The 24513-nt window shown below is 65.7% G+C and carries 13 protein-coding genes; 8 read left to right on the forward strand and 5 right to left on the reverse strand.

The annotated features are described in order from the left end of the window. The first annotated feature begins 78 nt into the window (after positions 1 to 78). The 4 genes from BLT98_RS07945 to BLT98_RS07960 are packed head-to-tail and all read left to right on the forward strand — an operon-like array spanning position 79 to position 3233. Positions 79 to 1107 (forward strand): acyl-CoA dehydrogenase family protein, encoded by a 1029-nt coding sequence (locus tag BLT98_RS07945; RefSeq protein ID WP_092606331.1) that lies wholly within the window; start codon positions 79 to 81, stop codon positions 1105 to 1107. Position 1108: 1 nt separating this feature from the next. Then, the gene (locus BLT98_RS07950; RefSeq protein ID WP_092606333.1) at positions 1109 to 1879 is read left to right on the forward strand and encodes a PIG-L deacetylase family protein; all 771 of its coding nucleotides are present in this window, start codon (positions 1109 to 1111) and stop codon (positions 1877 to 1879) included. An 11-nt stretch (positions 1880 to 1890) separates the two neighbouring features. Next, positions 1891 to 2520 carry a class I SAM-dependent DNA methyltransferase gene (locus tag BLT98_RS07955; RefSeq protein ID WP_092607054.1) on the forward strand — a complete coding sequence of 210 codons (630 nt, stop codon included), beginning with the start codon at positions 1891 to 1893 and terminating at the stop codon, positions 2518 to 2520. Further along, entirely contained in the window at positions 2517 to 3233 is a 717-nt protein-coding gene (locus BLT98_RS07960) for a glycosyltransferase family 2 protein (protein ID WP_034789143.1), read from the forward strand. Before BLT98_RS07955 ends, BLT98_RS07960 begins: the two co-directional genes overlap by 4 nt. Before the next feature lie 67 nt (positions 3234 to 3300). Here the strand turns inward: BLT98_RS07960 and BLT98_RS07965 are convergent, their stop codons facing one another. Further along, a complete protein-coding gene (locus BLT98_RS07965) occupies positions 3301 to 10998 on the reverse strand; it encodes a putative Ig domain-containing protein (protein ID WP_092606335.1) in 7698 nt (2565 codons plus the stop codon). A 397-nt stretch (positions 10999 to 11395) separates the two neighbouring features. Here BLT98_RS07965 and BLT98_RS07970 point away from each other — a divergent pair, with 397 nt between their 5' ends. The 3 genes from BLT98_RS07970 to BLT98_RS07980 are packed head-to-tail and all read left to right on the forward strand — an operon-like array spanning position 11396 to position 13045. After that, complete coding sequence (locus BLT98_RS07970; protein WP_244517420.1) at positions 11396 to 11899, forward strand: phage tail protein; 504 nt, start codon at positions 11396 to 11398, stop codon at positions 11897 to 11899. Positions 11900 to 11929: 30 nt separating this feature from the next. Next, positions 11930 to 12463: a phage tail protein gene (locus tag BLT98_RS07975; protein WP_092606337.1), complete on the forward strand. Its 534-nt coding sequence runs from the start codon at positions 11930 to 11932 to the stop codon at positions 12461 to 12463. Positions 12464 to 12511: 48 nt separating this feature from the next. After that, positions 12512 to 13045: a phage tail protein gene (locus BLT98_RS07980; protein ID WP_034785964.1), complete on the forward strand. Its 534-nt coding sequence runs from the start codon at positions 12512 to 12514 to the stop codon at positions 13043 to 13045. Between the two features lie 65 nt (positions 13046 to 13110). Here BLT98_RS07980 and BLT98_RS07985 read toward each other — a convergent pair whose 3' ends face one another. From BLT98_RS07985 to BLT98_RS07995, 3 genes are all read right to left on the reverse strand, one after another. Next, positions 13111 to 13404 carry a DUF6916 family protein gene (locus BLT98_RS07985; RefSeq protein ID WP_240317700.1) on the reverse strand — a complete coding sequence of 98 codons (294 nt, stop codon included), beginning with the start codon at positions 13402 to 13404 and terminating at the stop codon, positions 13111 to 13113. Positions 13405 to 13570: 166 nt separating this feature from the next. Beyond that, on the reverse strand, positions 13571 to 20629 hold the full coding sequence (locus BLT98_RS07990) for a putative Ig domain-containing protein (protein ID WP_092606339.1): 7059 nt from the start codon (positions 20627 to 20629) through the stop codon (positions 13571 to 13573). A gap of 608 nt (positions 20630 to 21237) precedes the next feature. Then, entirely contained in the window at positions 21238 to 23250 is a 2013-nt protein-coding gene (locus tag BLT98_RS07995) for a S9 family peptidase (RefSeq protein ID WP_092606341.1), read from the reverse strand. A 287-nt stretch (positions 23251 to 23537) separates the two neighbouring features. Between BLT98_RS07995 and BLT98_RS08000 the strand changes: the two genes are divergently transcribed. Beyond that, the gene (locus BLT98_RS08000; RefSeq protein ID WP_070260282.1) at positions 23538 to 24074 is read left to right on the forward strand and encodes a DinB family protein; all 537 of its coding nucleotides are present in this window, start codon (positions 23538 to 23540) and stop codon (positions 24072 to 24074) included. 50 nt (positions 24075 to 24124) lie between these two features. On the opposite strand, the gene BLT98_RS08005 is transcribed toward BLT98_RS08000, so the two are convergent. Further along, a complete protein-coding gene (locus BLT98_RS08005) occupies positions 24125 to 24415 on the reverse strand; it encodes a hypothetical protein (RefSeq protein WP_131386913.1) in 291 nt (96 codons plus the stop codon). Positions 24416 to 24513: the final 98 nt, after the last annotated feature.

The raw sequence follows: 24513 nt of genomic DNA on the forward strand, positions 1-24513 counted from the left end.
GTTAGCGAACATATGTGTAGAACCGAACATACATTGCGAAAATAGAAAGCTATTCTGTTGAAAAAACAGGAGCTTGCCATGTCGCCCACCGCCTTTACGCTGCCATCCCACGCCGAGCTGACCGCCTTGCTGCGGCCACACGACAGCACTTTCTCTCCCATCGAAGGCTTGCGCCGCTTGCGCGAGGCGGGACTGGACCAGCTGCCCCTGCCCGGCCACGGCGCCACTCTGCAGCGCTGGCAAATGCTGGCCGCCATCGCCGCCATCGACCTCTCCCTGCTCAAGCTGTATGAAGGCCATACCGATGCGCTCGCCATCCTGGCGGAAATCGATGGCCCCGGCGTGCCGGCCGGCAGCAGCTGGGGTGTCTGGTGTGCGGAAATGCCGGGCGCACGCGTCCGCTTGCAGCAGGCAGCCGATGGCCGCTATGTGCTCGATGGACGCAAGGCATGGTGTTCCGGCGCGAATGGCCTCAGCCACGCCTTGATCAGCTGCTGGAATGAGGACGGCCAGGCTTGCCTGGCCTCCGTGGCCCTGTCGCAGCCGGGTGTGCACGTCACGGACGAAGGCTGGCAAGCCGTCGGCATGCTCGCCTGCGCCAGCGTCGACGTGACCTTTTCCGCCGCGCGCGCCTTTCCCGTGGGTGCGCCGGGCGCGTATCTGCAGCGCCCCGGTTTCTGGCATGGCGGCGCCGGCATCGCGGCCGCCTGGTATGGCGCGGCATGCGCCGTCGCCAGCCACCTGCATGCGCGCGCGCAGCATGCCGCCCCCGATCCCGTCCGCCTGGCGCAACTGGGGAAAATCGATTGCGCGCTGCGCGCCGCCGGCGCCCTGCTGCGCGAAGGCGCCGCCGAAATCGACGCACAGCCGCAGCGCGACGTCATGGGCCTGGCGTTGCGCCTGCGCCTGGCGGTGGAAGATGCCGCCACCCTGGTCCTGCACCTGGCCACGCGCGCCCTCGGCGCCGGCCCCCTGTGCCGCGATGCCCGCTTCGCCCGCCTGGTGGCCGACTTGCCCGTCTTCCTGCGCCAAAGCCATGCGGAACGCGATCAGGCCGTGCTGGGCGGCATCGTCGCCGGTGCCGAAGACCATCCCTGGGCGCTCTGACATGCCCGCCCTTCCCGATACGCATGCGCGCCGCATCGAAGGCCGCGGCACGCCGGACGACGTCTGGCTATCCTGGCCGGGGCTGAACGATATCCCCGCCATCGGCGCCCACACACTGGTGCCGCCGGGATCGCGCGCCGTCATCGTCGCGCCCCATCCCGACGATGAAATCCTCGCCTGCGGCGGCTTGCTGCAGCTGCTGGCGGCGCAGGGCAGCGAACTGCTGTTCGTCGCCGTCACCGATGGCGATGCCAGCCACCCGGGCTCCCCACTCTGGCCGCAGGAACGCCTGCGCCGCGTGCGTCCGCAGGAATCCGCGCAGGCGCTGCAGGTACTGGGGCTAACGTCGCCCGCGTGGCTGCGCCTGCACCTGCCCGATGGCAGTGGAGAAGCCATGACGCCGCAGCTGAGCACGACCCTGGCAACGCAGCTGCGTCCCGGCGACACGGTGTTTACCACCTGGCGCCTGGATGGCCACCCGGACCATGAAGCCTGTGGCTGGTCCTGCGCTGCGGCATGCTCGGCCAGCGGCGCCACCCTGGTGGAAATGCCCGTCTGGGGCTGGCACTGGGCCGCGCCCGGCGATGCGCGCGTACCATGGCACCGCGCGCATCGCCTGCCATTGCCGGACCCGATCCTGCAGCGCAAGCGCGCCGCCCTGCGCTGCTTCGCCAGCCAGATGGATGCCGATCCGTCTACCGGCCGTCCCGCCATCGTGGCTGGCGATGCCTTGCAGCGCCTGCTGCATGCCTGCGAAGTGTATTTTCTATGAATGCCTCGTCCATGCCAGACGACCAGCGCGGCAGCTATTTCGAGCAGCTGTACCGCCAGGATGCCGACCCGTGGCTGGTGCGCCAGCGCTGGTACGAGGAACGCAAGCGGGCCCTGCTCCTGGCCAGCCTGCCGCAGCAGCGCTACCGCCACGCGTATGAACCGGGCTGCGGCAACGGCGAATTGACGGTCGAACTGGCACGGCGCTGCGAGCGCCTGCTGGCGGCCGATCTCTCGGCCGAAGCGTTGCGCCTGGCCCGCCAGCGCCTGCAGGACGCGGAACAGGATGCGCATGTCACCCTCGCACAGCACCGGCTGCCGCAGGACTGGCCGCGCATCCCGCCCGGCGCCGGGAAATTCGACCTGATCGTCTTCAGCGAGATCGCCTATTACATGGCGCCGGAAGAACTGGCGCGCGTGGTCGAACACAGCATCGCCAGCCTGGCGCCGGGCGGCAGCATCGTCGCCTGCCACTGGCGCGCGCCGTTTGCGCAGCGCATCATCTCGACCGTGCGCGTGCATGCGGTCTTCCAGGACGCGCACGGTCTGCACCGGGTGCTGCGCCACGAAGAAACCGACTTCCTGCTGGAGATCTGGTCCAACGATGCGCGCTCGGTGGCGCAACGCGAGGGCTTCGCATGATAGGCGTGGTCGTTCCCGTACATGACGAGGAAGCGTGCCTGGGCGACTGCCTGGCGGCGCTGCGCTTTGCCGCCACCTGCCCGCTGCTGTCTGGCGAAGCCGTCAGCATCGTCATCGTGCTCGACGCCTGCAGCGACCAGTCGCAGCGCATCGTGCTGGCGCACGCCATGCAGGCAGATCTGCGCTGGCGCCTCGACTGCATCGCCGTCAATGCCCATAACGTGGGCGCCGCACGCGCCGCCGGCGCGCAGCTGCTGCTGCAGCAAGGCGCACGCTGGCTGGCATTTACGGATGCGGACACGCGCGTCTCGCCCTCCTGGCTGAGCACCCAGCTGGGCTTGAACGCCGATGCCGTCTGCGGCACGGTGGCCGTGGACGACTGGTCGCCGCACGGGGCCAACGCCGATGCGCTGCGTGAACACTACGCCCGCACCTACACCGATGCCGACGGCCACCGCCACATCCATGGTGCCAACTTCGGCGTACGCGCCAGTGCCTACCTGCGCGCCGGCGGCTTCGCGCCATTGGCTTGCAGCGAAGACGTGGCCATGGTGGCGGCCCTGCAAGAATCCGGCGCGCACATCGCCTGGAGCGCCGCGCCGCGCGTCACGACCAGTGCCCGCCGCCATGCCAGGGCACGCGGCGGCTTTGGCGACACCTTGCTGCAGGTGGTGGCGGCGATGGAACAGTCCCCGCTCCTCACGCTGACATAGCCAAAAAAAATCGCCGGACCGGATGGACTCCGGACCGGCGATCAGGGCTGGCCTGAAAGCTAACTGATTACTTGAGCGGCATGGCAATGCCGAACATCACCGACTGGCTACGTCCGCTATCCATGTTCAGATTGCTGTTGTAGTCCAGGGTAATGGTCATGCCATTCGACAGCAGCAGCTTCACGCCCAGCCCCGCCGTCCAGTTGCCCGTCTGCTGCGGCACCGTGCGAATCACGTACACGGGGCCGTCGGCCGCCAGGTCGGCATACGCCAGGCGCGCATCATCGGCGCCCTGGAACTGGTGCCGGTACTCGAGCCGCGCCCGCGGGAACCACGTGCCCAGGCCACCCACATAGATGCCCTCGGCCCGCACGCCCAGCGCGCCGATGCGCGAACGCACCGTCTGCTTGAAGTAGCTCAGCGCGTTGATGCCCGCCGCCTTCTCCGTATACGGATCGAGCTTGGCCGACATCAGTTCCACCCGGCCATACGGCGACCACATCCACGTTTCCTGGCGCATCTCGATGCCGCCCACCAGCGCGCCGAACACTTGCTTGCCGTCGCGTTCACCCGTGGCGAAACCGCTGCCATCGGTGAGGTAGCGCGACGCATCGTATTGCAGGGTACCGTAGCCGAGCACGCCGTCAAGGAAGACGCCCTTGCTCGGACGCAGGCTGCCATACACGGCCGCCACGGCGCTGTCGGCCGTGCTACGGCTGCCGTTCTGGCCCACGTCGCTGCGGTCATGGCTGAAACCGGCGCCCACGCCCAGGGTCGCCAGGTCGCTGATGCGGTAATCGCCACCCACGCTCACGCCGTTGGTGCGGAAACGGAAGCCCGTGTCGCGGCCATTCACATCATGCTGGCCGAAGTCCACCGCGCCGCCAAGCCACAGCGCCAAGGCCTGCTTCTGCGTGTCCGGACGCTGCGGCATGTCCGGCAAGCCGTTCGTGGCGCCGCTGACATCCACCTGTTGCCGCTCGCTGCTGAAACCGGCATCGGGCTGGCGCAGGGAAGCCTTGCGCATGAACGGTTTCACGGCCGTGCCGAACACGCGGTCCGCTTCCTGCTCCTGCCAGCGCGCCAGCGCCGCCGTCGGGTTGCCGCTGTCGTTCGGCGGCGTCAGGCTCAGGCCAAAGCTGGAACGTCCCCAGCCGTCGCCATGCAGGCTTTCCAGGCGCTGCGTGAAGTTCGACAGCTGCGCGCTGGCGAAACGCCGCGCCGCATCGGCTTGCGCCGCCTGCAAGCCGATCACTTCCGGATCGACCGACGGATCGCGGCGCGCCGTCACGGTCACGTTGACCACGCCCGGCTTCGAGGTGGCAAAGGCATTGCTCAGGGTGTAGCTGACCACCGCTGCGCCGGCAAACTTGCCCGAGGCCGCAAAGCTCAGCTGGTACGACGGCTTGCCGGCCGTGCCCACGTCGCGCACCACCGCCTTGCCCGCCTCCGCCGGCGCCACGCTCAGTACATTCGCCGCCGTGAACGGACCGCCCGTGGCGCCCGCCGTCAAGTCCACATTGACCGTCAGGCCGGCCACCACCGTGGCGCTCTGGCTGGCCACCTGCGGCATCGGATTGACGGAAATCGTCGACGTCACCGGCGCCGAAGTGCCGAACACGTTCGACACGGTGTAGCCGATGCTGATCTGGCCACTGGTATTGATGCCTGGCGTGTAGACGATGTCCATGCCATTGACCACTGCCGTGCCGCTGGCCGGCTGCGTCGTGATGGCCACGGCCGTGAACGGGCCACCCGTGGCGCCTTGCGTCACGGGCAGGGTCACCGGCGTGCCCGCCAATACCGTGACCGTCTTGGCGACAGGTACCGGCACCGGCTGCGGCGCCACCGTCACACTGACCGTGGCGGGCGCGGACGTGCCGCCCGGCCCAGTCGCCGTGTAGCTGAAGGCGTCAGGACCGAAGTAGTTCGCATTCGGCACATACGTCACCTTGAAGGAGCGGCCGCTGCCGCCCCCCGCCGCGCCGCTCGCCACCACCGTGACGCGCCCATGCTGCGGCGGCGTGACGATGGTCACATCGGTGATCGGGCTGCCATCCGTGGAAGCGATGGTCAGGCTCACTTCCTGGTTGGCCGAGGTCGTCGCCGTTTCATTCGGCACCGGCGGCGGCGCCTGGTTCACTTGCAGGGTCAACGCCTGCTGCACCGTGAACTGGTGCGCGTCCTTCGCTTGCAAGGTGAAGTTGTAGCTGCCCGCCACCGTCGGCGTGCCGCTGACGATGCCGCTCGCAGCATTGAGCACCAGGCCCGTTGGCAAGGCGCCGCCGCTCACGGAGTACGCATACGGCGCGATGCCGCCAGCCGCCGTGAATGTCTGGCTATATGCGTCGCCGGCACGGATTGGCGCCAGGCTGGCCGGCGTCAGTGTCAGGACGGGTGCCGCCACTGCCAGGGTATAGCTGTTGCTCGCGCTGAATGGCGCGCCCACGCCCGTGCTGCTATCGGTGACCTTGATGCTGAACGGGAAGCTGCCCGCCACATTCGTCGTGCCGGACACTACGCCCGTGGCCCCGTTCAGGCTCAGGCCAGCAGGCAAGGTACCGCTGCTGACGCTGAAGGTGTACGGCGCCGTGCCTCCCGTCGCCGAGAGGGTCGCGCTGTAGGCCGCTTCCGCCGTCGGATTCGGCAAGGTCGCTGGCGTCAGGCTGACCGTCGCCGAAGACACCACCAGCGTATAGCTTTGCGTGCCGGTAAACAGATGCGCATCGGCCGCCTGCACGGTCAAGGTAAAACTGCCGGCTGCCGTTGGCGTGCCGCTCAGCAAGCCGCTGCTGCTCAAGGCGAGGCCAGCTGGCAGGCTGCCGCCCGACACCGTGTAGGCATAGGGAGCGACACCGCCGCTGGCCGACAGTGGCTGGCTGTACGCCGTGGCCACTGTCGCCGCCGGCAAGGTGGCTGGCGTGAGCGTGATCGTCGGCGCGGAAACGGCCACCGTATAACTCTTGCTCGCGCTGAACGGCGCACCCGCGCCCGTGCTGCTGTCGCTGGCGCGCAGGCTAAAGGTAAAGCTGCCGGACACATTCGTCGTGCCGGACAGCACACCCGTGGCAGTGTTCAGGCTCAAGCCGGCAGGCAGGCTGCCGCTGGTCACGCTGTAGGTGTAAGGCGCCATGCCGCCCGTCGCCATGACGCTGACGCTGTAGGGGGTTTCCGCCACGGGATTGGGCAAGGTGGCCGGCATCAAGCTGACCGTCGGCGCGCCCACGGTGACTGTCACGGTGGCCGGCGCCGAGGTGCCGCTGGCATTCGTGGCCGTATAGGTAAAGCTGTCGCTGCCGCCGTAGCCGGTCGTCGGCGTATACGTGATGCCGGTACCGCTGGCCGTCGCCGTGCCGTGAGCGGGTAGCGACGCCACTGCCACGGAGGCCGCCGCGCCGCCGCCCAGGTTCAATGGAACCGGGTTGGCGCTGCTGCCGTAGGCCACCGTCGTGGTGACGGCGCCGGCCACGGGCACGGCGATCGCCACCGTGCCGGAATAGGCATGCACGCCTGTATACGGTCCGCTGCCGGTGCTGCTGTCTGTGGCGGTGATGCTGAAGCTGTAGGCGCCCGCCACCGTCGGCGTGCCGGACACGGTACCGTCCGCCGCCAGGCTCAGGCCCGTCGGCAGGCTGCCAGCTGTCACGGCATAGCCATACGGCGCCGTGCCGCCCGTGGCGGTGACGCCCTGGCTGAAGGCGACGCCGGCCGTCATGGCCGGCAAGGCCGCCGGCGCGATGCTGATCGCCGGTACCGCCACCGTCAGCGAATAGGCGCGCGCGCCCGCATATGGACCGCTGCCCGTCGAACTGTCCGTGGCCCGCACGGTAAAGTTGAAGGTACCGCCGGCCGTTGGCGTGCCCGCCAGCAGACCGGCATTCGACAGGCTCACGCCGGCCGGCAAGGCACCGGCGCTGATCGCGTAGGCGTACGGTGCCAGGCCGTTCGCGGCCGTCAGGGTCTGGCTGTAGGCCGTGCCGACTGTTGCACCAGCTACGCTGGTTTGCACAATCGTCACGGTCGGCGTGCCCACCGTGATGCTCACGGTGGCCACCGCCGAGGTGCCGATGCCGTTGGTGGCCGTGTAGGTAAAGCTGTCTGGCCCGCCATAACCGGCCGTCGGCGTATATGTAATGCTGGTGCCGCTGGCCGTCGCCGTGCCATGCGAGGCGCCGGAGGACACGCTTACCGAGGTCGCCACACCGCCGCTCAGGCTCAAGGCGATCGGGTTGGCGCTGCTGCCGTAGGCCACCGTGGCGCTGACATTGCCGGCAATGGGAGCACCCGGTGCCACGCTGCCGAAATAGGCGCGTGAGCCCGAGAAGGGAGCACCTGCGCCGGTGCTGCTGTCGGTCGCGGTGACGGTAAAGCTGTACGCGCCCGCTGCTGCCGGCGTGCCGGACAAGGTGCCGTCCGCCGCCAGGCTCAGACCCGTCGGCAAACTGCCCGCAGTGACGGCATAGTTATATGCTGCCGTCCCGCCGGTGGCGGTAATGGCCTGGCTGAAAGCGACGCCGGCCGTCATTGCAGGCAAGGCAGGCGGCGCTACCGAGATCGTTGGCGCCGCCACCGTCAGCGAGTAGGCCTGCGTGCCGGCATACGGGCCGCTGCCCGTCGAACTATCCTGGGCGCGCACGGTGAAGTTGAAAGTGCCGGCAGCCGTTGGCGTGCCTGACAGTGTCCCGCCGCTGGACAGGCTGACGCCTGCCGGCAAGGCGCCTGCGCTGATCGTGTAGGTGTAAGGCGACGTGCCACCCGCGGCCGTCAGAGTCTGGCTGTATGCCGTGCCGACTGTTGCACCCGATACGCTGGTTTCCACGACAGTTACCGTTGCCACGCCCACCGTAATGGTCACGGTGGCCGGCGCCGAAGTACCGACGATATTGGTGGCCGTGTAGGTGAAGCTGTCAGGGCCGCCATAGCCGGCCGTCGGCGTGTAGGTGATGCTGGTGCCGCTGGCCGTCGCCGTGCCGTGCGAAGCGCCGGAGTCGATGGCCACCGAGGTCGCCGTGCCGCCGCCCAGTGACAAGGGGATCGGGGTGGCGCTGCTGCCGTACGCCACCGTGGCGCTGGAACCACCCGCAACTGGCGCACCGAAATAGGTGAATTGGTCCGCCGCGCTGGTGGCGCTGGTACCACCCGCCGTGGTCACGCGCACATCCACCGTGCCCGTGCCGCTTGGCGCCGTCGCCGTGATCTGCGTGGCGCCGTTGACGGTGAAGCCAGTGGCCGCCGTGGCGCCGAACGTCACGGCAGTCGCACCGCCCAAATTCGAGCCCGTGATGGTGACCGTGGTGCTGCCGGTAGCAGGACCCGTGGCAGGCGAAATGCTGCTCACCGCCGGTGCGGCCACATACGTAAACTGATCCGCTGCACTGGTGGCGCTGGTGCCGCCAGCGGTGGTGATGCGCACGTCCACGGTACCCGTGCCTGCGGGCGCCGTCGCCGTGATCTGTGTGGCGCTGTTGACGGTAAAGCCGGTGGCCGCCGTGGCGCCGAAGGTCACGGCTGTCGCGCCGCTGAAATTCGAACCGCTGATGGTGACCGTGGTACCGCCGGTAGCCGGACCGGCCGTCGGCGAAATGCTGCTGACCACCGGTGCCGCCACATAGGTATATTGATCGGCCGCGCTGGTGGCGCTGGTGCCGCCCGTCGTGGTGACGCGCACGTCCACCGTGCCCGTGCCGCTTGGCGCCGTCGCCGTGATCTGCGTGGCGCTGTTGACCGTAAAGCCACTCGCCGCCGTGGCGCCAAACGTCACCGCCGTGGTGCCGCTGAAGCCCGTACCCGTGATGATGACGCTCGTGCCGCCGGTGGCCGGGCCCGCTGTCGGCGAAATGCTGCTGACCGCAGGCAGCGTCACGTAGGTAAACTGATCGTTGGCACTGGTGTTGCTGGTGCCGCCCACCGAAGTGACGCGCACGTCCACCGTGCCAGCGCTGCCGGCCGGCGCCGTGGCCGTGATCTGCGTGGCGCTGTTGACGGTGTAGCCGGTGGCCGCCGTGGCGCCGAACGTCACGGCTGTCGTGCCGCTAAAATTCGAGCCGGTGATGATGACCGTGGCGCCGCCGGTAGTAGGTCCTGAAGTGGGCGAAATGCTGCTCACCACCGGCCGTGCCACATAGGTAAATTGATCGGCGGCGCTGGTGGCGCTGGTGCCGCCCGCCGTAGTGACGCGCACGTCGACCGTACCCGTGCCCGCTGGCGCCGTGGCCGTGATCTGCGTGGCGCTGTTGACCGTGTAGCCGGTGGCCGCCGTGGCGCCGAAGGTCACCGCCGTGGTGCTGCCAAAACCCGTGCCGGTGATGGTGACGGTGGTGCCGCCGGTGGCCGGGCCGGCCGTGGGCGAAATGCTCGTCACCGTCGGTACCGCCACAAAGGTGTACTGGTCCGCCCCGCTGGTGGCGCTGGTACCGCCCGTCGTGGTGACGCGCACGTCCACCGTGCCGGTACCGGCAGGCGCCGTGGCCGTGATCTGCGTGGCGCTGTTGACCGTGAAGCCGGTGGCTGCCGTGGCGCCGAAGGTCACCGCTGTAGCGCCGGTAAACCCCGTGCCCGTAATGGTGACGCTCGTGCCACCAGCGGCAGGACCTGCCGTGGGCGAAATGCTGGTGACCGTTGGCGCAGGAATATACGTGAACTGGTTGGCAGCGCCGGTGGCGCTGGTGCCGCCAGTCGCGGTGACGGTCACGTTCACGGTGCCAGCACTACCGGAAGGCGACGTGGCGGTTATGGTCGTGGCATTGACGACGGTGACGGAGACGCCATTATTGGCGCCAAACTTCAGCGCCGTAACGCCTGTAAAGCCGGTACCAGTAATGGTGACGGCCGTGCCGCCGGTCGCAGGGCCGGATGCAGGAGACACGCCGGTGATGGTCGGCGGCGGCTGGGCGTTGATCACCAGGGAATAGCTTCTGGACGTGTTGTACGGTCCATTGCCGCCCGTGACATCCGTCGACTTGATCACAAAGTTATAGGTGCCCAGGGCGCTCGACGTACCCGATAACAAGCCGCTGGAAGACAGGCTCAGGCCAGGCGGCAAACTGCCCGACTCCACCACATAGGTAAAGGGCGCAGTGCCATTCAAAGTGGACATCTGCTGGCTGTAGGGCGCCGACAGCCCGCCGGCTGCCAGGGTGGTGGGCGTGATGGACAAGGTAGGGATGGCGACCGTCACGGAATAATTCTTGATGACCACCTGCGGCGTGCCTGCCGTCGAATCGGTGACCTTGACGCCAAACGCAAAGGAGCCGGTAGCCGTCACGGTGCCGGAAATCACGCCGCTCGACGATACAGTGATGCCAGGTGGCAAGGTACCTGAATCAAACGCGTAGGTATAGGGGGCCACGCCGCCGCTCGCCGACATGCCCTGGCTGTAGGGCACACCAATCACGGGTGCCGTCAAACTGCCGGGCGCCACGGTGAAGGCAGCCGCCGCGGGCAAGACGGTCACCGTGAAAGTGATCTCTCCTTGCGACTCATCGAGCAGCACAAACGTATCGGACAGCGCGCCATCTCCATTATTGGTATAGGTCGCCTTGTTGTCCTGATTGTTGGTGAGGCCGGTAATCGTGCCGTGCAATGCCGTGGCGGCATTATCGTTCAGGCCAAAAGTATTGCAGCTCGACAGGTCGATGATGTACGAGGCACCCGAGGCAACTGTAAAACTCTGATTGGGAGGGCAGATAAGGCTCGGGCCCGCCGCCTGCGCGGGCGTGATGCCGAACGCCAGCATCAGCAGGCACAGCGAGGCAAGCCACTGCACGAAACGGCCGGATATTGGCGACCTTTCAGCGGCACTGTTTGGCATTCGCCCCTTGTTTCCGGCAAAAAAGGAAAGCAGGAAAGAAAGTGCCGGACGGGCGCCGATATCGTTGCAAGTGCGCAACATAATTTCTCCAATACAGTGTTTTTTAAACAAAAAATGCACATGAATTCAGGCTGCAAGCGATGCCTATCCAGGCTCTTCTACAGTGCCAACAGATGTTGACGCTTGCCATATGACAACGTATGCTAACCCGAGATTTCAATAAAGTAACTATAACAAAAAGGGTTTTTTAAAACGCAATATTGGTTGCAAATGGAAAATATTTCCCATTTGAAATTTAATTGCATTCAACCGTGGGAGAACGATGATGGCTGATGTGTATCTAGGACAAATCATGATGGGCGGCTTCAATTTTGCGCCGCGTGGATTTGCGGCATGTAACGGCCAATTGCTGCCCGTTGCGCAAAATCAGGCGCTGTTTGCACTGCTGGGTACCTACTACGGCGGCAATGGCACCACCACCTTTGGCTTGCCTAACTTGCAAGGCAGTACCCCTGTCGGTGCCGGTAGTTCTGTCGATGGCGCCTGGCAACCTTCCCCCTACCCGATCGGTACGCGGGCGGGGACCGAGGCTGTCACCTTGATATCGACACAGATGCCGCCGCACACGCATGCGGCCAATACGGTAACGACGCCCGGCACGTCGAAAAATCCCACCAATACCCTGTTTGGCGGCAGCGGCGCGGAATCCATCTATGGTTCGGCCGGACCGCAAGTTACCCTCTCCAACCAAACCCTGGCGTTGACCGGCGGCAACCAGTCGCATAACAATATGCAGCCGTTCTCGGTCATCAACTTCAATATCGCCTTGAGCGGTATCTTCCCGTCGCGCAACTAACGAATCAGCCATTTCTTACGGAGCATAGTCATGACCACACCCTATGTCGGCGAAATTCGCCTGTTTGCCTTTCCCCGCATTCCCACTGGATGGTTCGCCTGCGACGGCAGCCTGAAACCGATCGCCAATAATGAAGTACTGTTCACCCTGCTGGGCACCACCTACGGCGGCGACGGCGTCAACACTTTCGCCGTGCCCGACCTGCGCGGCCAGGTTCCCCTGCATATGGGCACCGGTCCCGGTCTGACCAACCGGCCCATCGGGCAACGAAGCGGCAGCGAATCGGTGACCTTGCTGGCAACCCAGCTTCCTTCGCATACGCACCCGTTCAATGTGAACAGCACCCTGGCGACGGCGAATGTGCCAGCAAACAATCTGCTGCTGACGGCCCCGTCGAATAACGACAAGATGTACACCAGCAATCTGACCGGTCTGACCGCCTATGCACTGGCAACCACCGCCACGGGCACAACAGGCGGTAACCTGCCGCACGAGAACACCATGCCAACCCTGACCGCCTCATTTTGCATCGCATGGGCAGGCATTTTCCCATCACAGCAATAACAGCCGGCACGCAAGCGCAGCCCCTAAAATCGATCAGGAGAACCTACCGTGACATCACCATACCTTGGCGAGATACAAGTCTTCGGCTTCAATTTCACACCCTACGGATGGGCCAGTTGCAATGGCGCCACCCTGCAAATCCGGCAATATACCGCCCTGTTTTCCTTGATCGGCACGCAGTATGGCGGCGATGGGGTTAACACCTTCCAGCTGCCCAACTTCACGGGACGCGCGCCCTGCAGCCAGGGCCAAGGCCCGGGCCTGACACCGCGCGTGATGGGCGAGACGTTCGGCAGCAACAGTGTCACGTTGAACGTGACGGAGATCCCGAACCACACCCATCAACTGAATGTGTACCGCCAGCCCACGGCCGCCCTGCAGCACAACACGCCGCTCGCTGGCGATGCCTTGATTGCGCTTGGCGGCACGTCCGCATTCGTGCCGACGACGCCACCCAATGTCACGCTATCGCCGACCGCGATCGGTGCTGCCGGTGGCGGCCAGCCGCACGAAAACCGCCAGCCGATGCTGGCGGTGAATTTCTGCATCGCCCTGCAAGGGGAATTCCCGTCGTTTGATTAAGTTTGATGCATCCAGGCAGGCGGCGCCATCGCGGCGCCCGCCTTGCCCTTCTCCCCGTACCGGCCTCAGTTAAACACTGCCTGGTACAGAAAGCCGTGGCTGTCACGCGCCACCGGCACCAAAAAGATACCCACTTCGCCAAACGCATCATGCTGCATCTGGAAAATTTTCTGGCTGAACAGGATGGGAGAGCTATTGTGAAACAGCAGGCTGAACGGCTTGCGCATCAAGCCCTCCAGGGTTGCTGACGGCAACGGGCGCACTTCCTTCAGGACAAAGGCGGCATTCCCGTCACCGGCCGCAATAAACGTCTCGTTGACGCGCGCGGCAAAATGTTCGAGGGTCAGGACATTCATCATTCCAGGTATTCCATTCCATAAGCAATGTGGTAAAGACGATGCCTGATTCTAATGGAATCATTGCCGCCCTGGCACGGCAATGACATGAAAAACCAGGCGTCATATGCACCGCGGGGCGGGAGCAAGCTGCTCCCGCCCCGCGGCGTCACCTCCTTGAACCGTAGCGCTACTTGAGCGGCATGGCAATGCCGAACATCACCGACTGGCTACGTCCGCTATCCATGTTCAGATTGCTGTTGTAGTCCAGCGTAATGGTCATGCCGTTCGACAGCAGCAGCTTCACGCCCAGCCCCGCCGTCCAGTTGCCCGTCTGCTGCGGCACCGTGCGGATCACGTACACGGGGCCGTCGGCCACCAGGTCGGCATAGGCCAGGCGCGCATCATCGGCGCCCTGGAACTGGTGCCGGTACTCGAGGCGCGCACGCGGGAACCACGTGCCCAGGCCGCCCACGTACAAGCCCTCGGCCCGCACGCCCAGCGCGCCGATGCGCGAACGCACCGTCTGCTTGAAGTAGCTCAGCGCGTTGATGCCCGCCGCTTTCTCCGTGTACGGATCGAGCTTGGCCGACATCAGTTCCACCCGGCCATACGGCGACCACATCCACGTTTCCTGACGCATCTCGATGCCGCCCACCAGCGCGCCGAACACTTGCTTGCCGTCGCGCTCACCCGTGGCGAAACCGCTGCCATCGGTAAGGTAGCGCGACGCATCGTATTGCAAGGTACCGTAGCCGAGCACGCCGTCAAGGAAGACGCCCTTGCTCGGACGCAGGCTGCCATACACGGCCGCCACGGCGCTGTCGGCCGTGCTGCGGCTGCCGTTCTGGCCCACGTCGCTGCGGTCATGGCTGAAGCCGGCGCCCACGCCCAGGGTCGCCAGGTCGCTGATGCGGTAATCGCCACCCACGCTCACGCCGTTGGTGCGGAAACGGAAGCCCGTGTCGCGGCCATTCACATAGTGCTGGCCGAAGTCCACCGCGCCGCCGAGCCACAGCGCCAGGGCCTGCTTCTGCGTGTCCGGACGCTGCGGCATGTCCGGCAAGCCGTTCGTGGCGCCGCTGACATCCACCTGTTGCCGCTCGCTGCTGAAACCGGTATCGGGCTGGCGCAGGGAAGCCTTGCGCATGAACGGTTTCACGGCCGTGCCGAACACGCGATCCGCTTCCTGCTCCTGCCAGCGCGCCAGCGCCGCCGTCGGGTTGCCGCTGTCGTTCGGCGGCGTCAGGCTCAGGCCAAAGCTGGAACGTCCCCAGCCGTCGCCATGCAGGCTTTCCAGGCGCTGCGTGAAGTTCGACAGTTGCGCGCTGGCGAAACGCCGCGCCGCATCGGCTTGCGCCGCCTGCAAGCCGATCACTTCCGGATCGACCGACGGATCGCGGCGCGCCGTCACGGTCACGTTGACCACGCCCGGCTTCGAGGTGGCAAAGGCATTGCTCAGGGTGTAGCTGACCACCGCTGCGCCGGCAAACTTGCCCGAGGCCGCAAAGCTCAGCTGGTACGACGGCTTGCCGGCCGTGCCCACGTCGCGCACCACCGCCTTGCCCGCCTCCGCCGGCGCCACGCTCAGTACATTCGCCGCCGTGAACGGACCGCCCGTGGCGCCCGCCGTCAAGTCCACATTGACCGTCAGGCCGGCCACCACCGTGGCGCTCTGGCTGGCCACCTGCGGCATCGGATTGACGGAAATCGTCGACGTCACCGGCGCCGAAGTGCCGAACACGTTCGACACGGTGTAGCCGATGCTGATCTGGCCGCTGGTATTGATGCCTGGCGTGTAAACGATGTCCATGCCGCTGACCACCGCCGTGCCGCTGGCCGGCTGCGTCGTGATGGCCACTGCCGTGAACGGGCCGCCCGTGGCGCCTTGCGTCACGGGCAGGGTCACCGGCGTGCCCGCCAATACCGTGACCGTCTTGGCGACAGGTACCGGCACCGGCTGCGGCGCCACCGTCACACTGACCGTGGCGGGCGCGGACGTGCCGCCCGGCCCAGTCGCCGTGTAGCTGAAGGCGTCAGGACCGAAGTAGTTCGCATTCGGCACATACGTCACCTTGAAGGAGCGGCCGCTGCCGCCCCCCGCCGCGCCGCTCGCCACCACCGTGACGCGCCCATGCTGCGGCGGCGTGACGATGGTCACATCGGTGATCGGGCTGCCATCCGTGGATGCGATGGTCAGGCTCACTTCCTGGTTGGCCGAGGTCGTCGCCGTTTCATTCGGCACCGGCGGCGGCGCCTGGTTCACCTGCAGGGTCAACGCTTGCTGCACCGTGAACTGGTGCGCGTCCTTCGCTTGCAAGGTGAAGTTGTAGCTGCCCGCCACCGTTGGCGTGCCGCTGACGATGCCGGTCGCCGCATTGAGCACCAGGCCCGTTGGCAAGGCGCCGCCGCTCACGGAGTACGCATACGGCGCGATGCCGCCAGCCGCCGTGAATGTCTGGCTGTAGGCGTCGCCGGCACGGATTGGCGCCAGGCTGGCCGGCGTCAGCGTCAGGACCGGTGCCGCCACTGCCAGGGTATAGCTGTTGCTCGCGCTGAATGGCGCGCCCACGCCCGTGCTGCTGTCGGTGACCTTGATGCTGAACGGGAAGCTGCCCGCCACATTCGTCGTGCCGGACAGTACGCCCGTGGCCCCGTTCAGGCTCAGGCCAGCGGGCAAAGTACCCACCACGGCATAGCTGTATGGCGCCGTGCCACCCGTCGCCGAGAGGGTCGCGCTGTAGGCCGCTTCCGCCGTTGGATTCGGCAAGGTCGCTGGCGTCAGGCTGACCGTCGCCGAAGACACCACCAGGGTATAGCTTTGCGTGCCGGTGAACTGGTGCGCATCGGCCGCCTGCACGGTCAAGGTAAAACTGCCGGCTGCCGTTGGCGTGCCGCTCAGCAAGCCGCTGCTGCTCAAGGTGAGGCCAGCTGGCAGGCTGCCGCCCGACACCGTGTAGGCATAGGGAGCCACGCCGCCGCTGGCCGACAGTGGCTGGCTGTACGCCGTGGCCACTGTCGCCGCCGGCAAGGTGGCCGGCGTAACCGTGATCGTCGGCGCGCCGACGGTCAAGGTATAACTGTTGGTGGCGCTGAACGGCGCACCCGTGCCCGTGCTGCTGTCCGTGACCTTGATACTGAACGGGAAACTGCCCGCCACATTCGTCGTGCCGGACAATACGCCCGTGGCCGCATTCAGGCTCAGGCCAGCGGGCAAGGCACCGCTGCTGACGCTGAAGGTGTACGGCGCCGTGCCGCCCGCTGCCGTCAGCGTCGTAGTGTAGACCGCTTCCGCCGTTGGATTCGGCAAGGTAGCCGGCGTCAGGCTGACCGTGGCCGAGGACACCACCAGGGTATAGCTTTGCGTGCCGGTGAACTGGTGCGCATCGGCCGCCTGTACGGTCACGGTGAAATTGCCGCCCGCCGTTGGGGTACCGCTGAGCAGACCACTGCTGCTCAGTGTCAGGCCCGCAGGCAGGCTGCCGGCCGACACCGTGTAGGCATAGGGAGCGACGCCACCGCTGGCCGACAATTGCTGGCTATACGCCGTGGCCACTTTCGGCGCCGCCAGCGAACCTGGCGTCACCGAGATTACGGGGGCAACCACTATCAAGGTATAGCTGTTGCTGGCGCTGAACGGTGCCCCCGCGCCGGTGCTGCTGTCCGCGACCTTGATGCTGAAAGGGAAGCTGCCGGCCACATTGGTCGTACCGGACAACACGCCGGTGGCCGCATTCAGGCTCAGGCCGACAGGCAAGGTGCCGCTGGTCACGCTGTAGGTATACGGCGCCGTGCCGCCCGCCGCCGCCAGGGTCGCAGTGTAGGCTGCCTCCGCCGTCGGATTGGGCAAGGCGGCCGGTGTCAGGCTGACGCTAGGATTGCCTACTGTGACCGTCACTGTGGCTGACGCAGACGTGCCGCCGGCATTGCTGGCCGTATAGGTAAAACTGTCTGGCCCGGCATAGCCTGCCGTCGGCGTGTAGGTGATGCTGGTGCCGCTGACCGTCGCCGTGCCGTGGCCGGCGGCGGAGGCCACCGCCACCGACGTAGCCGTACCGCCGCTCAGGTTCAGGGTGATCGGATTGGCGCTGCTGCCATATGCCACGCTGGCGCTGACGGCGCCGGCAATGGGCACGCTGGGCGTTACCGTGATCGTCACGACGGCAGCCGCCGACGTGCCGCCACCATTGCTGGCCGTGTAAGAGAAGCTGTCCGGCCCGGAATAACCTGCCGCCGGCGTGTAAGTGATGCTGGTGCCGCTGACCGTCGCCGTGCCGTGGCCGGCGGCGGAGGCTACCGCCACCGACGTCGCCGCGCCGCCGCTCAGGTTCAGGGTGATCGGATTGGCGCTGCTGCCATACGCCACCGTCGCGCTGACGGCGCCGGCAACGGGCACGCTGGGCGTTACCGTGATCGTCACGATGGCTTCCGCCGACGTGCCGCCACCATTGCTGGCCGTGTAGGAGAAGCTGTCCGGCCCGGAATAACCTGCCGCCGGCGTGTAAGTAATGCTGGTGCCGCTGACCGTCGCCGTGCCGTGGCCGGCAGCGGAAGCCACCGCCACCGACGTCGCCGCGCCGCCGCTCAGGTTCAGGGTGATCGGATTGGCGCTGCTGCCATACGCCACCGTCGCACTGACGGCGCCGGCCACCGGGGGCGCCACCACCACCGTGACGGAATAGGCGCGCGACCCCGTGTAAGGTCCGCTGCCACTGCTGCTGTCGGTGGCGGTGACGGTGAAGTTATATGGCCCCGCTGCCGTCGGCGTGCCGGACAAGGTGCCGTCCGCCGCCAGGCTCAGGCCCGTCGGCACGCTGCCGCCGGTGATGGCATAGCTATACGGGGCCGTGCCGCCGCCGGCGGCAATGCCCTGGCTGTAGGCGACGCCGGCTGTCATCGCCGGCATCACCGTCGGCGTGATGCTGATCGTTGGTGCTGCCACCGCCATCGAGTAGGCGCGCGCGCCGGAATACGGGCCGCTGCCCGTCGAACTGTCCGTGGCCCGCACGGTAAAGTTGAAGACGCCGCCCGCCGTCGGCGTGCCCGACAGTACGCCGGTGGCAGCATTCAAGGTCAGGCCGGCCGGCAAGGTGCCGGCACTGATGGCGTAGGTGTATGGCGCGCCACCGTTCGCGGCCGTCACGCTCTGGCTGTATGCGCTACCCACGGCTGCCGCAGGCACGGTGCTTGGCGCAATCGTGATGGTGGGACCGCCGACCGTGATCGTCACGGTGGCCGGCGCCGAGGTGCCCACGCCGTTGGATGCCGTGTAGGTGAAGCTGTCCGGCCCGCCGTAACCGGCCGTCGGCGTGTAGGTGATGCTGGTGCCGCTGGCCGTCGCCGTGCCGTGCGAAGCAGCGGAGGCCACGGCCACCGACGTCGCCGCGCCGCCGCTCAGGTTCAGCGTGATCGGGGTGGCGCTGCTGCCATAGGCCACGCTGGTGCTGACATTGCCGGCCACGGGAGCGCCGGCCGCTACGGTGACGGAATACGCGCGCGAACCCGTGTAGGGGCCGCTGCCGGTGCTGCTGTCGGTCGCGGTGACGGTGAAATTGAATGGTCCCGCCGCCGTCGGCGTGCCCGACAGAGTGCCATCCGGAGCCAGGCTCAGGCCCGTCGGCACGCTGCCGCCGGTGATGGCATAGCTATACGTGGCCGTGCCGCCGGCGGCGCTGATGGACTGGCTGTAGGCGACGCCGGCCGTCATCGCCGGCATGACCGTCGGCGTGATGCTGATCGTTGGTGCTGCCACCGTCATCGAGTAGGCGCGCGCGCCGGAGTATGGGCCGCTGCCCGTCGAACTGTCCGTGGCGCGCACGGTGAAGTTGAAGCTGCCGCCCGCCGTTGGCGTGCCCGACAGCACGCCGGTGGAGGCATTCAAGGTCAGGCCGGCCGGCAAGGCGCCGGCGCTGATCGCATATCCGTACGGCGCGAAACCGTTTGCAGCCGTCACGTTCTGGCTGTAGGCCGCCCCAACGCTTGCTGCTGGCACGGTGCTTGGCGCAATCGTGATGGTGGGACCGGCGACCGTGATCGTCACGGTGGCGGGTGCCGAGGTGCCGATGCCGTTGCTGGCCGTGTAGGTGAAGCTGTCCGGTCCGCCGTAACCGGCCGTCGGCGTGTAGGTGATGCTGGTACCGCTGGCCGTCGCCGTGCCGTGCGAGGCAGCGGAAGCCACGGCCACCGATGTCGCCGCGCCGCCGCTCAGGTTCAGGGTGATCGGGTTGGCGCTGCTGCCATAGGCCACGGTGGCGCTGACGGCGCCGGCCACGGGCGCACCGGCCGCCACGGTGACGGAATACGCGCGCGACCCCGTGTAGGGGCCGCTGCCGCCGCTGCTGTCGGTCGCGCTGACGGTAAAGTTATACGGTCCCGCCGCCGTGGGCGTGCCGGACAGGGTGCCGTTCGCGGCCAGGCTCAAGCCCGTGGGCAGGCTGCCGCCGGTGATAGCATAGGTATAGGTGGCCGTGCCGTTCGCCGCAGTGATGCCCTGGCTATAGGCAAGACCGACTGTCATTGCCGGCATGACCGTCGGCGCGACGGTGATGGTTGGCGCATTGACCGTCAGCGCATAAGCGCGCGTGCCATTGGCAGCCAGCGAGTCCGTGGCCCGCACGGTGAAATTGAACGTGCCTCCCGCCGTCGGCGTGCCAGACAGACTACCGGCGCCGGACAGGCTCATGCCTGCAGGCAGGCTGCCAGCCGTCACCGCGTAGGTGTAGGGCGCCGCGCCGCCCGTCGCGCTCAAGGCCGTCACCGGATAAGCCTGGGCCACCGTCGCAGTTGGCACGGTGGCAGGCGACAGCACGATGGCGGAAGTGATCGTGACGTTGTACACGATGGGCTGCGCCACATCGTCCTTGACGGTGAAGGTATCGGAGGTCGCGCTGAGATTCGTATTCCTGTAGCGCACGGCATTCGTCTGGTTCGAATCCTCCAGCGTGCCATGTTGCGGCGGCACCAGGGTGCCCGTCAGGCCGAAGGGGGAACAAGCCGAATTGGAATAATCCTCGTAATACTCTTGCCCCGCCACCACGCTGATGTTGCGCGGACTCGGGCAGGCACTGGCGGCGGAAGCCTGGCTGGAAAAGAGGGATAGCAAGACAAACAGCAGGGTTCCCGCCAGGCGCATCAGCCACGATGGCAGCAAGCCTTGGACAGGCTGCGCGCCATGGGCCCTGGCAATGAAGCCATCAACACTCCGGACAGGCGTGGATAGCCATCCAAATTTCGTGAAATTTAGAAACATTTGTCTTCCCTCAATACATTTATCTTGGCGCTGGAGCTATTGCAGATAACGGTCAAGGCAAACCTGCACGCCGATGACAACTACCGTCAACAGGACTCAAGGTGGCTTCCCAGCATGATTAAACCTTGCTTTAAGTCAATCTATGCTACTACGACTTACAAAGAAAGCAACTATAAAATATTATCAAATAGGGAAGTTTTTTAATAAAAATCAATTGCTATTAAAATAGTGTATTTATTCAACAACAATTATGGAAAAGAAACCCGCGTGGGAGGCTATATTGACCTGCTCGCCGTAAGCCATGCGGACGTGGCATCAGGCTAGTCTGCATGGGCAACAGCAAGGGCTTGCCGCCCATTTTCCCTGTCGAGTACGCTCGGTGCGCCAACAGGAAGACGGCTTTGCATGGGGAAATTCTGGCGGCGCATGCTTGCCGCTGCAGCAGCAGCGACCGCATCGAATACGGCCTCGCGTACCCTGCCCTCAGTTGCTCGCACGCCACGCCCGAGGCTGTCACCTTGCAAGCCACCCGCGCAGAAATTCTTGCCAGCGGGCAGCATGGCCTGCCCGGCATGTTGCCCGGCAGGCCATGGCACCTGCTGTCAGCTTTACTGCAGTGCTTGCTTCAAGCCCGGCGCAAACTCCGCGCCATGCTTGACCTGCGCGGTGGACGCCTTCAGGGTGGCGCCGATGGGCTCGGCGCGGCCAGCCAGGCATTGCCCCAGGAAGTTTTCCGTCACCGCATTGAAAGCGATGTTGTTCACGGGCCGGGCAAAACCATGGCCCTCGTCGGGGAACAGCACATACGTGACGGGGATGTTCTTGGCCGCCATGGCCGCCACGATCTGGTCCGATTCAGCCACGTTGACGCGCGGGTCGTTCGCGCCCTGGCCGATCAGCAGCGGGCGCTGGATATTCTGCGCAAAATTCAGCGGCGAACGCTCCTTCAGCAGCGCCTTGCCCTCTTCCGTGGTCGGGTCGCCCATGCGCTTGTAGAACTGCTGCTTGCCCGCTTCCCAATACGGCGGTATGGTTTGCAGCAAGGTAAACAGGTTAGACGGGCCGACGATGTCGACGCCGCAGGCAAACGTCGTCGGCGTGAACGCCATGCCGGCCAAGGTGGCATAACCGCCATACGAGCCGCCCATGATGGCCACATTGTCGGCCGTGGTCACGCCGCTTTTCACCGCCCATTGCACCGCGTCGAGCAAGTCGTCATGCATCTTGCGGCCCCACTGCAGGTCCCCGGCCGAGATGAATTGCTTGCCGAAGCCCGTCGAGCCGCGGAAGTTCACCGACAGCACGGCGTAGCCGCGGTTGGCCAGCCACTGGTGATAGCCATTGTAGCCATACGTATCGCGCGCCCACGGGCCGCCGTGCACCAGCAGCACCATCGGCACCGCCTGCGATGGCGTGCCGCCGGCGCTCGCCTTCGATGCTTGCGGCAGGGTCAGATACGACACCAGGTTCAGACCGTCGCGCGCCTTGATTTGCTGCGGATACATGGGCACCAGCGGCGCGCCTTCCAGTTCCGGACGCGTCACGTACAGCCGTGTGAGCTTCCTGGTCTTGCGTTCGTACAGCCAGCTCGATGGCGGCGCCGTGACGGCATCGACGGCCACCAGCCATTTATCGTCGGCATCCGTGCGCGACGTTACCGTGAACTGGCCCTGGGTATTTTTTTTCAGAAAGGCCAGGTCGGCTTTCAGGTCGTCCGTCAGCGGCAGATACTCCTGCTGCAGAAAATTGACCGTGTAGGCCTGCACGCGGCCCGTGCGCGTGTCGTACAGCGCGTCGGCAATATCCGTGCGCGGGTCTTGCGCCACCACCGTACTCTTGCCGCTGGCCACGTCCTGCGCCAGCAGCGCCGAGGTATTGCGGCCGCGCGAATCGTTCCAGTACAGGGTCTTGCCATCGACCGTGAACGCCAGCGGCGACGTGGTCTGCGCATCTTCCAGGCCCACTTCGGCCAGCGGCGTGCTCTCGACCTTGCCATCGACCAGGCGGAAATACGTCATGCCGCCATCGGCGCGCGCCTTGCTGGCAATGCGCAAGTTGAGCAGTTCATCGGCGACATAGCCGCCATAGCCATCATTCTGCTGCACCAGGGTCAGCTTGCCGCTGGCCAGGTCCAGGCTGTACACGTCGTGCCAGCGCGCATCGCGGTTATTGATGCCGACGAGGATGCGGTCCTTCACCTTGCTGCTGATCTGGACTATCCGCACGCGGGTCTTCTCGAACGGCGTGTAGTTGATCTGCTTGCCGCTCGCCACGTTCACGCCGTACAGCAGGAAGTTTTCATCGCCGCCCTTGTCCTGGATGAACAGCAGGGTTTTCGAATCGGGCGACCAGAAGCTGCTGCGGATGGGCCGCACCTTTTCTTCCGTCAGCGGGCGAGCTTGCGCCGGGTCGCTGGCCGGCGCCACCCACACATTGAGCACGCCGTCGCGCGGCGCGATCCACGACAGCCACTTGCCATCCGGGCTGATGCGCCCGCCGGACTTGCTGGGATTGCCAAAAATCTTCGCCCGCTCGATCAATGGCGTGTCATTGGCAGGGGCTTGGGCGTGCGCCGGCAGGGCGGCGGCAAACAACAGGGCAGGCAGGGCATAGCGGATCATGGACACCTCATGGTTGATGAATGAAGGGAAACTTCACACGTGCATGTGCCAGGCCATCATAGGCCAAACGGCTGTTGCCAGGCTGATCACAATGACCAAATCAGGAAACGGGGGAACAGAATGCCTGTAGCGGGGAATGAAATGCGGGAGGCGAGAATTGAGCAAGCGCAAGACGCTGGCGCGATGGCGCGATGGCGCGACCCGAGCGCACGTAGCACGCTTGCCAATTCTTGCAAAACCATACACTATCTGCGTGCAGTAATTCAGCCCTGACATGGAGAGCACTCATGAGCACATGTGACCATATCGTCCGAATGGCCGCCTACAATGAAGTAATGAACGAGAAACTGTATAGTGCAGCTGGGCAACTATCTCAGGAGGAGCTCTTTGCCGACCGCAAGGCATTTTTTGGCTCCCTCTTCGGCACGATGAACCACCTTGTCGTCGCCGATACGATCTGGCTCAAGCGTTTCTGCGGACATCCGGCACGCCAGCCGGCGCTCGACGCCATCCGCGCGGCGGCCGCCCCGGCGGCGCTGAACCAGCCGCAGGCCGAAGACCTGACGGGCCTGCTCAGGCTGCGCCATACGCTGGACCAGACCATACAGCGCTGGGCCGCCGACCTGACGCCAGGCGACCTGGAACAGCCGCTCGGCTACGCCAACATGAAAGGCATGGTGTCGCGCAAGCGCTATTCGAGCCTGATCATGCATTTTTTCAATCACCAGACGCATCACCGGGGCCAGGCCACCACCCTGCTGTCGCAAAGCAGCATCGACATCGGCGTCACCGACCTGCTGATGCTGATTCCCAACGAAGACTGACGAGCGCAGGCACGGGCGGCAGCACGCCCCCGGCCGCCAGCCTTCCCGCGTCAGTCCGCGGCCAGCTTGCCGCGTCTGGCGCGGTCGCAGCGCCGCACCTCCATATGGTAGGCCGCCCGGATATCATAAAATTTCTCGTGGAATCCCGGATCTAGCACTTCATACGTCTCTTCGCGCCCCGTGCAAAGTTGCCGCACGATTAAGTCGCCTGCCTCGATCACCACCAGATCCTGCTGGGTCAAGATACTGTTTTTCTTGACCAGTGCACGCAAGCCATCGACACGCACACCGTTCGACTTCAAAACGGAAATTCTATCCGTCATCGCTTCTGGAAATTTCATCGGCATTACTCTTTTCTGATCACGGCGCCAGCAGGCGTGGCGCCACAACACCTTGTTGCTACTCGCAGATGCCAGCCGTTGCTTCCTGGGCCAGTGTC

Source organism: Janthinobacterium sp. YR213 (genome assembly GCF_900099875.1).
Classification (GTDB): domain Bacteria; phylum Pseudomonadota; class Gammaproteobacteria; order Burkholderiales; family Burkholderiaceae_D; genus Janthinobacterium; species Janthinobacterium lividum.

Bases quoted from the DNA above. Each gene is read 5' to 3' on its own strand.
- BLT98_RS07950 (WP_092606333.1), top strand. From the start codon at position 1,109: ATGCCCGCCCTTCCCGATACGCATGCGCGCCGCATCGAAGGCCGCGGC.
- BLT98_RS08005 (WP_131386913.1), bottom strand. From the start codon at position 24,415: ATGAAATTTCCAGAAGCGATGACGGATAGAATTTCCGTTTTGAAGTCG.
- BLT98_RS07990 (WP_092606339.1), bottom strand. From the start codon at position 20,629: ATGTTTCTAAATTTCACGAAATTTGGATGGCTATCCACGCCTGTCCGG.
- BLT98_RS07960 (WP_034789143.1), top strand. From the start codon at position 2,517: ATGATAGGCGTGGTCGTTCCCGTACATGACGAGGAAGCGTGCCTGGGC.
- BLT98_RS07970 (WP_244517420.1), top strand. From the start codon at position 11,396: ATGATGGGCGGCTTCAATTTTGCGCCGCGTGGATTTGCGGCATGTAAC.
- BLT98_RS07985 (WP_240317700.1), bottom strand. From the start codon at position 13,404: ATGATGAATGTCCTGACCCTCGAACATTTTGCCGCGCGCGTCAACGAG.
- BLT98_RS07995 (WP_092606341.1), bottom strand. From the start codon at position 23,250: ATGATCCGCTATGCCCTGCCTGCCCTGTTGTTTGCCGCCGCCCTGCCG.
- BLT98_RS08000 (WP_070260282.1), top strand. From the start codon at position 23,538: ATGAGCACATGTGACCATATCGTCCGAATGGCCGCCTACAATGAAGTA.
- BLT98_RS07955 (WP_092607054.1), top strand. From the start codon at position 1,891: ATGCCAGACGACCAGCGCGGCAGCTATTTCGAGCAGCTGTACCGCCAG.
- BLT98_RS07975 (WP_092606337.1), top strand. From the start codon at position 11,930: ATGACCACACCCTATGTCGGCGAAATTCGCCTGTTTGCCTTTCCCCGC.
- BLT98_RS07945 (WP_092606331.1), top strand. From the start codon at position 79: ATGTCGCCCACCGCCTTTACGCTGCCATCCCACGCCGAGCTGACCGCC.